The sequence below is a fragment of the Enterobacter cloacae complex sp. P38RS genome, from assembly GCF_014930775.1.
Taxonomy (GTDB): Bacteria; Pseudomonadota; Gammaproteobacteria; order Enterobacterales; family Enterobacteriaceae; genus Enterobacter; species Enterobacter bugandensis.
Map to the genome: position 1 here is coordinate 227,063 of NZ_JADBRS010000007.1, position 8,776 is coordinate 235,838.

The 8,776-nt window shown below is 60.0% G+C and carries 6 protein-coding genes; 5 read left to right on the forward strand and 1 reads right to left on the reverse strand.

The genetic code is table 11. The annotated features are described in order from the left end of the window. Positions 1-43: 43 nt before the first annotated feature. Genes IM303_RS12170 through narI form a run of 4 tightly spaced genes read left to right on the forward strand, consistent with a single transcriptional unit; the run spans position 44 to position 6,697 of the window. Complete coding sequence (locus IM303_RS12170; protein WP_193359984.1) at positions 44-3,784, forward strand: nitrate reductase subunit alpha; 3,741 nt, start codon at positions 44-46, stop codon at positions 3,782-3,784. Continuing rightward, the gene (gene narH / locus IM303_RS12175) at positions 3,781-5,325 is read left to right on the forward strand and encodes a nitrate reductase subunit beta (protein WP_008501747.1); all 1,545 of its coding nucleotides are present in this window, start codon (positions 3,781-3,783) and stop codon (positions 5,323-5,325) included. The genes IM303_RS12170 and narH overlap by 4 nt, the downstream gene beginning before the upstream one ends. Beyond that, the gene (gene narW, locus IM303_RS12180) at positions 5,325-6,020 is read left to right on the forward strand and encodes a nitrate reductase molybdenum cofactor assembly chaperone (protein WP_059357611.1); all 696 of its coding nucleotides are present in this window, start codon (positions 5,325-5,327) and stop codon (positions 6,018-6,020) included. The genes narH and narW overlap by 1 nt, the downstream gene beginning before the upstream one ends. After that, a complete protein-coding gene (gene narI / locus IM303_RS12185) occupies positions 6,017-6,697 on the forward strand; it encodes a respiratory nitrate reductase subunit gamma (protein WP_022648214.1) in 681 nt (226 codons plus the stop codon). The genes narW and narI overlap by 4 nt, the downstream gene beginning before the upstream one ends. A gap of 84 nt (positions 6,698-6,781) precedes the next feature. Here the strand turns inward: narI and nhoA are convergent, their stop codons facing one another. Next, complete coding sequence (gene nhoA, locus IM303_RS12190; protein ID WP_059357612.1) at positions 6,782-7,627, reverse strand: N-hydroxyarylamine O-acetyltransferase; 846 nt, start codon at positions 7,625-7,627, stop codon at positions 6,782-6,784. A 108-nt stretch (positions 7,628-7,735) separates the two neighbouring features. Between nhoA and IM303_RS12195 the strand changes: the two genes are divergently transcribed. Further along, positions 7,736-8,308, forward strand: a complete 573-nt coding sequence (locus IM303_RS12195; protein WP_192986994.1) for a flavin reductase family protein — start codon at positions 7,736-7,738, stop codon at positions 8,306-8,308. Positions 8,309-8,776: the final 468 nt, after the last annotated feature.

Below are 8,776 nucleotides of genomic sequence, written 5' to 3' on the forward strand. Positions count from 1 at the left end.
ATGCATCGCACTCCGGCCATGCTATCGAAGCAGGAGAAATGTCATGAGCAAACTGCTGGACCGTTTCCGTTACTTCAAAACAAAAGGCGACAGTTTCGCCGATGGGCACGGGCAGGTGTATCACACCAACCGCGACTGGGAGGACAGCTACCGCCAGCGCTGGCAGTTCGACAAGATTGTGCGATCCACCCACGGGGTAAACTGTACCGGCTCCTGTAGCTGGAAGATTTATGTCAAAAACGGCCTGGTGACCTGGGAAACCCAGCAGACCGACTACCCCCGCACCCGCCCTGACCTGCCCAATCACGAGCCGCGCGGCTGCCCGCGAGGCGCAAGCTACTCCTGGTACCTCTACAGCGCCAACCGCCTTAAGTACCCGCTGGTGCGCCGCAGGCTGATTGAACTCTGGCGCGAGGCGCTGGCGCAGCATACCGATCCGGTTCTGGCCTGGGATGCCATCCAGAACGATCCGCAAAAGGCGCAAAGCTACAGGAAGGCGCGGGGTAAAGGCGGGTTTATCCGCTCAAACTGGAAAGAGCTGAACCAGCTGATCGCCGCCGCTAACGTCTGGACCATCAAAAACTACGGCCCGGACCGCGTGGCTGGTTTTTCGCCTATTCCGGCGATGTCGATGGTCTCCTACGCCGCCGGAACGCGCTATCTTTCCCTGCTGGGCGGCACCTGCCTGAGCTTCTACGACTGGTACTGCGACCTGCCGCCGGCGTCGCCGATGACCTGGGGCGAGCAGACCGACGTGCCGGAGTCCGCCGACTGGTACAACTCCAGCTATATCATTGCCTGGGGCTCGAACGTGCCGCAGACGCGTACTCCCGACGCCCACTTCTTTACCGAGGTGCGCTACAAAGGCACCAAGACCGTTGCGATTACGCCGGACTTCTCGGAGGTCGCCAAGCTCAGCGACCAGTGGCTGGCCCCCAAACAGGGCACCGACAGCGCCCTCGCCATGGCGATGGGCCACGTCATCCTCAAAGAGTTCCACCTCGATAACCCGAGCGATTACTTCCTTAACTACTGCCGCCGCTACACCGACATGCCGATGCTCGTGCTGCTGGACGAGCAGGCTGACGGTCGCGTGGTGCCGGGCCGGATGCTGCGCGCCTCGGACCTTGTCGACGGGCTGGGGGAAGCCAATAACCCGGAGTGGAAGACCGTCGCCTTCGATATTGCCGGTAACCTGGTGGTGCCAAACGGCTCGATCGGCTTCCGCTGGGGGGAAAAAGGCAAATGGAACCTGGAGCCTCAGGCTGCGGGCCATGAAACAGAACTCACACTCTCCCTGCTGATTACCCACGACAGCGTGGCGGACGTCGCGTTCCCCTACTTTGGCGGCAACGAAAACCCGCATTTTCGCAGCGTGAAGCAGGAGCCGGTGCTGACGCGCCGCGTGCCGAGCAAAACCCTGACGCTCGCCGACGGCAGCGAGAAGCGAGTGGTCAGCGTTTACGATCTGGTGCTGGCTAACTACGGTCTCGATCGCGGCCTGGAAGACAGTAACGCCGCAGACAGCTATGACCAGATCAAAGCCTACACGCCCGCCTGGGGCGAGCAGATCACCGGCGTGCCCGCGTACCTGATCGAAAAAATTGCCCGCGAGTTCGCCGACACGGCGCACAAAACGCACGGTCGCTCGATGATCATTCTGGGTGCCGGGGTGAACCACTGGTACCACATGGACATGAACTATCGCGGGATGATCAATATGCTGGTCTTCTGCGGCTGCGTCGGGCAGAGCGGCGGCGGCTGGTCCCACTATGTCGGCCAGGAGAAGCTGCGCCCGCAAACCGGCTGGCTGCCGCTGGCCTTCGCGCTGGACTGGAACCGCCCGCCGCGCCAGATGAACAGCACCTCGTTCTTCTACAACCACGCCAGCCAGTGGCGCTACGAGAAGCTCACCGCGCAGGAGCTGCTCTCCCCGCTGGCGGACGCGTCGAAGTTCACCGGACATCTGATCGACTTTAACGTTCGCGCCGAACGCATGGGCTGGCTGCCGTCGGCCCCGCAGCTCAACCTCAACCCGCTGCACGTCAAGGCGCGTGCGGACGCGGCGGGCATGACGCCGCAGGAGTACACCGTTCAGGCGTTGAAATCGGGCGATATCCGCTTCGCCTGCGAACAGCCGGACAACGGCAAGAACCACCCGCGCAACCTGTTCGTCTGGCGCTCTAACCTGCTCGGCTCGTCCGGGAAAGGCCACGAGTACATGCTGAAATACCTGCTCGGCACCGAGAGCGGCATTCAGGGTGAAGATTTAGGCTCAACGGATGACGTGAAGCCTGAAGAGGTGGAGTGGCAAACCGCCGCCATCGAGGGCAAGCTCGACCTGCTGGTGACGCTCGATTTCCGCATGTCCAGCACCTGCCTGTTCTCCGATATCGTCCTGCCGACCGCCACCTGGTATGAAAAGGACGACATGAATACCTCGGATATGCACCCGTTTATTCATCCGCTTTCCGCCGCCGTTGACCCGGCGTGGGAATCGCGCAGCGACTGGGAGATCTACAAAGGCATCGCCAAAGACTTCTCCGAGGTGTGCGTTGGCCATCTGGGCACAGAAACCGACGTGGTGCTCCAGCCGCTGCAGCATGACTCCCCGGCGGAGCTGTCGCAGCCGTTTGATATTCAGGACTGGCGCAAAGGGGAATGTGACCTGATCCCCGGTAAAACGGCACCGAACATCGCGGTGGTCGAGCGTAACTACCCGGAAACTTACGAACGCTTCACCGCCCTCGGCCCGCTGATGGACAAGCTCGGCAACGGCGGGAAAGGCATTTCGTGGAACACGCAGAACGAGGTCGATTTCCTCGGCAAGCTGAACTACGTCAAGCTCGACGGCCCGGCGAAAGGCCGCCCGCGCATTGAAACCGCCATTGACGCCTCGGAGGTGATCCTCGCCCTCGCCCCGGAAACCAACGGACAGGTGGCGGTGAAGGCCTGGGAAGCGCTCGGGGAACTGACCGGGCGCGACCACACCCATTTGGCGCTCAACAAGGAAGACGAGAAAATCCGCTTCCGCGACATTCAGGCGCAGCCGCGCAAAATTATCTCCAGCCCGACGTGGTCCGGCCTTGAGAGCGAGCACGTCTCCTATAACGCGGGCTATACCAACGTCCACGAGCTGATCCCGTGGCGCACCCTTTCGGGCCGCCAGCAGCTGTATCAGGATCATCCGTGGATGCGCGCCTTCGGGGAGAGCCTGGTGGCCTATCGCCCACCGATTGATACCCGCAGCGTGACCCACATGCGCGAGATCCCGCCGAACGGCTTCCCGGAAAAAGCGCTGAACTTCCTGACGCCGCACCAGAAATGGGGCATCCACTCCACCTACAGCGAAAACCTGCTGATGCAGACCCTGTCGCGCGGTGGGCCCATCGTCTGGATCAGCGAAACCGACGCCCGCGAGCTGGGCATAGAGGACAACGACTGGATCGAAGCCTTCAACGCCAACGGCGCCCTAACCGCCCGCGCGGTGGTCAGCCAGCGCGTGCCGCCGGGCATGACCATGATGTACCACGCCCAGGAGCGCATCCTGAACATTCCGGGGTCAGAAGTGACCGGACGGCGCGGCGGGATCCACAACTCGGTCACCCGCGTCTGCCCAAAACCGACGCACATGATCGGCGGCTATGCGCAACTAGCATACAGCTTTAACTATTACGGCACCGTCGGCTCGAACCGCGACGAGTTCATCATGATCCGCAAAATGAAAAATATTAACTGGCTGGACGGCGAAGGTCGGGATCAGGTACAGGAGGCGAAAAAATGAAAATACGCTCACAGGTTGGCATGGTTCTGAATCTCGATAAATGCATCGGCTGCCACACCTGCTCGGTCACCTGCAAGAACGTCTGGACCGGGCGCGAAGGGATGGAGTATGCGTGGTTTAACAACGTAGAGACCAAACCGGGGATTGGCTACCCGAAAAACTGGGAAGATCAGGAAGAGTGGCAAGGCGGCTGGATCCGCGGCATACACGGCAAGCTGACGCCGCGCCTCGGCGGCAAAATGGGCGTGCTGTCGAAGATTTTCGCCAACCCCGTCCTGCCGCAGATTGACGATTATTACGAACCCTTCACCTTTGACTATCAGGATCTGCACCGCGCACCGGAGGGGGATCACCTCCCTACCGCCCGCCCCCGCTCGCTGATCGACGGTAAGCGGATGGACAAAATCGTCTGGGGGCCAAACTGGGAAGAGCTGCTGGGCGGCGAGTTCGAAAAGCGCGCCCGCGACCGCAACTTCCAGAAGATCCAGAAGGAGATGTACGGCCAGTTTGAAAACACCTTCATGATGTATCTGCCGCGCCTGTGCGAGCACTGCCTGAACCCGAGCTGCGTGGCCACCTGCCCGAGCGGCGCGATTTACAAGCGCGAAGAGGACGGCATTGTGCTGATCGACCAGGATAAATGTCGCGGCTGGCGCCTGTGCATCAGCGGCTGTCCATACAAGAAAATCTACTTCAACTGGAAAAGCGGCAAGTCAGAAAAATGCATCTTCTGCTACCCGCGCATTGAGTCCGGCCAGCCGACTGTCTGCTCGGAAACCTGCGTCGGGCGCATCCGTTATCTCGGCGTGCTGCTGTACGACGCGGACCGTATTGAAGAGGCCGCCAGCACCGAGCATGAAACCGATCTGTACGAGCGCCAGTGCGACGTGTTCCTCAACCCGAACGATCCGGCGGTGATTGAGGAAGCGCTGAAGCAGGGCATCCCGCAGAACGTCATCGACGCCGCGCAACGTTCGCCGGTCTACAAGATGGCGATGGACTGGAAGCTGGCCCTGCCGCTGCATCCGGAATACCGCACCCTGCCGATGGTCTGGTACGTGCCGCCGCTGTCGCCGATTCAGTCCTACGCGGATGCGGGCGGCCTGCCGCAGAGTGACGGCGTCCTGCCTGCCGTGGAAAGCCTGCGCATTCCAGTGCAGTACCTGGCAAACATGCTCAGCGCGGGCGATACCGGCCCGGTGCTGCGCGCCCTGAAGCGCATGATGGCGATGCGTCACTATAAACGCTCCCAGACTGTGGAAGGCGTGACCGATACCCGCGCCATTGAGGAAGTGGGCCTGACCGAAGCGCAGGTTGAGGAGATGTACCGCTATCTCGCCATCGCTAACTACGAAGACCGCTTCGTGATCCCGACCAGCCACCGCGAAATGGCGCGCGACGCCTTCCCGGAGAAAAACGGCTGCGGCTTCACCTTTGGCGACGGCTGCCACGGCTCCGACACCAAATTCAACCTCTTCAACAGCAGCCGCATCGACGCGATTAACATCACCGAGGTGCGCGAACACGGGGAGGGAGAATAATGCAGATCCTTAAAATCATCGCGCTGCTGATTGAGTATCCCGATGAGCTGCTGTGGGAAAACCGCGATGAGGCGCTTTCCCTGGTTGAGCAGGACGCGCCCATGCTGCTGCCGTTTGCGCAGCAGCACCTGAGCGCCCCACTGCTGGATAAGCAGGCCGAATGGTGCGAGGTGTTCGAACGCGGGCGCGCGACGTCCCTACTGCTGTTCGAGCACGTTCACGCCGAGTCCCGCGATCGCGGTCAGGCGATGGTCGATCTGATGAGCCAGTATGAGAAAGCCGGGCTGGAGCTGGACTGTCGCGAGCTGCCCGACTATCTGCCGCTCTACCTGGAATACCTCAGCCTCGTCACCGACGACGAGGCGCGTGAAGGATTGCAAAATGTCGCGCCGATCCTGGCGCTGATTGGTGGTCGCCTCAAGCAGCGCGGCGAGGCGCATTACCAGCTGTTTGACGCCCTGCTGACGATGGCCGGTACACGGCTTTCCAGCGACAGCGTGGCGAAGCAGGTGTCCGGTGAAAAACGGGATGATACCCGTCAGGCACTGGACGCCGTGTGGGAAGAGGAACAGGTGAAGTTTATCGAAGACAACGCCACATCGTGCGACAGTTCGCCGATGCAGCAATATCAACGACGCTTTAGCCAGGACGTCGCGCCGCAGTACGTGGACGTCAGCGCCGGAGGCCCAAAATGACGCATTACCTGAACGTGTTTTTCTATGATATTTACCCGTATATCTGTGCTACCGTTTTTTTCCTCGGCAGCTGGCTGCGCTACGACTACGGGCAATACACCTGGCGGGCCTCATCGAGCCAGATGCTCAGCAAGCGCGGGATGAACTGGGCCTCTAACCTGTTTCATATCGGGATTCTGGGGATCTTCTTCGGGCACCTGTTCGGCATGTTAACCCCGCACTGGATGTACGCCTGGTTTTTACCCGTCGCGGTTAAACAGCAGTTGGCCATGATTGCGGGAGGCATTTGCGGCGTACTGACGCTGATTGGTGGGTCAATGTTGCTGATCCGCCGCCTCTTCAACCAGCGGGTACGCGCCACGTCCACCACGCCGGATATTATCATCATGAGTATCCTGCTGCTTCAGTGCATCCTGGGGCTGTCGACCATTCCTTTCTCCGCGCAATATCCTGACGGAAGCGAGATGATGAAACTGGTCGGCTGGGCGCAGGGGATCGTAACGTTTAAGGGGGGCTCGTCGGAGATGTTGAGCGGCGTCGCGCCGATCTTCCGCGTCCATCTGGTGCTGGGGATGACGATCTTCCTCATCTTCCCGTTCACCCGTCTGGTGCACGTGTGGAGCGCACCGTTTGAGTATTTTACCCGTCGGTATCAGGTGGTGAGATCGCGCCGTTGATTCTGTCGGGTGCGGGTGCGGCTACGCCTTACCCGACCTACGTTCACACTCCCGTAGGCCCGGTAAGGCGTAGCCGCCACCGGGCTATTTCCCTGCCTGCGGATGCGTATCAAACCCCGCCATCACTGCCGTCAGCTCGGCCAGTGTAAAGCCGTGTTTCGGATCATCAACGCCAAGGCCAAACCGCTCCTGCATCAGCTTATACAGCGCCTCCGCATCCGGCAAATGGATCTGCTCCTCCACGTGACCGTTCTGCCAGTGGGTAAAGTTGAAGTTAGTCAGCGTCAGCTTGCCGCCGTCCGGCAGGTGGCGACACATCAGCAGATGATGACGAAAATGGGACTGCGGCCAGTGCGCCGACCAGAAGTTCCCCATCACGTAATCGCTGAAATACTGCGTCGTCAGGTCAAAGTGGTACATCGACTGCCAGTGCTCGTGGTGACGGAACTGCAGCACCCAGTCGTTGCCTTCGCTCAGCAGTCGATACATACCGTGCGGCGTCCCCTGCTCCTCGTTGGCGAGCAGGCGAATCGGCGCCGTCAGCGTCTGTCCACCAAACCCCACGTCGGCAATCCAGCGCTCGCCGTTCAGCTCAACCAGCAGCAGGCGGTGCGTGCGCGGCGGCATCTGCGACGGATTTGCCAGTACGACCCGCCCCAGCACGCTGCGCACGTTAAACCCGACTTCACGCAACACGCGTTCGAAAAGGCCGTTTTGCTCAAAGCAATATCCTCCGCGTCGCGCCGTCACCAGCTTGTCGACCAGACATTGATCGTCAAGATGGATTTCGCGCGGCAGGACGACATCAATATTTTCGAACGGGATCGCACAATTGTGGTGTAAATGCAGCGCGCGCAGGGTGTCTATATCAACCCTTGTCGGTTGCGCCCACCCAATGCGGGCAAAATAGTCAGTCAGAAAGGGGGACATACATCATTTTCCTTTGATTGTGATGTTCTGTTTATAAACTAATTTTACGCACTCACTTTGATTTACGTGCTTTTTCGTCATACTCATCGTTACAGATGAGGAGATCCTATGAGCCACTTTCGCCCTGTTGAATTACGTCATGCCAGCCGCCTGTTGAACCACGGCCCTACCGTGCTTATTACCAGTCGGGATGAAAACCTCGACAGACGCAACGTGATGGCCGCCGCGTGGTCCATGCCCGTTGAGTTTGAACCGCCGCGCATCGCGATTGTGGTGGATAAAAGTACCTGGTCACGCGAGCTTATCGAGCGCAGCGGAAAGTTTGGCATCGTCATCCCCGGCGTGGCGGCAGCTAACTGGACATATGCTGTCGGCAGCGTCAGCGGGCGCGACGAGGACAAATTCAACTGCTACGGGATCCCGGTCGTGAACGGCCCTGAGCTCGGGCTGCCGGTGATTGAAGAAAAATGTCTGGCGTGGATGGAGTGCCGATTACTTCCCGTCACCTCTGCGGCAGAGAAATACGACACGCTGTTTGGAGAAGTGGTTTCAGCGGCAGCCGATGAGCGCGCGTTTGTCGCCGGGCGCTGGCAGTTTGACGGGGATAAGTTGAATACGCTGCATCATCTAGGGGCTGGGACGTTTGTGGCGAGCGGGAAGATGGTGAAGGCGCTGGATTGAGATAACCTTCCTCTATGGGCTGAGGCATGCCCAGTAATTTTAAGCAGAAGCAATAAAGTTGCTTTCATGATGGCTGTAGGCTTTCAGCGACGCCCTGGTCCGGCTGTAAATCGCCGAAGCGTTTCCGTAAGGCCGGGGCGAGGCGCAGGGATGCGCCGAGAGGGCGTGGCCTGCAGGGATGCAGGCTCATGCCCGACCCGATAGCCTGAAGGAATAAGCTGAGGGCACCGCGAAGCGGCGATTTACCGCCGGGAGCCCGGGTTGCCAGGGCGGCGGCGATTGAGCCGCCCTGGCACGTTCACAGGTATTGTCGTTACAGAGTAGCAAGGAACATAAAGTGAACGGAATGACCACGAGTGTAGTATGTTCCCCCTCACCCCAGCCCTCTCCCTCTGTACGGTCCGGGGACATAGTGAACACTTGTTCGGGGACATGGTAGACACTTACAACTGAGGCATAAGAACCCGT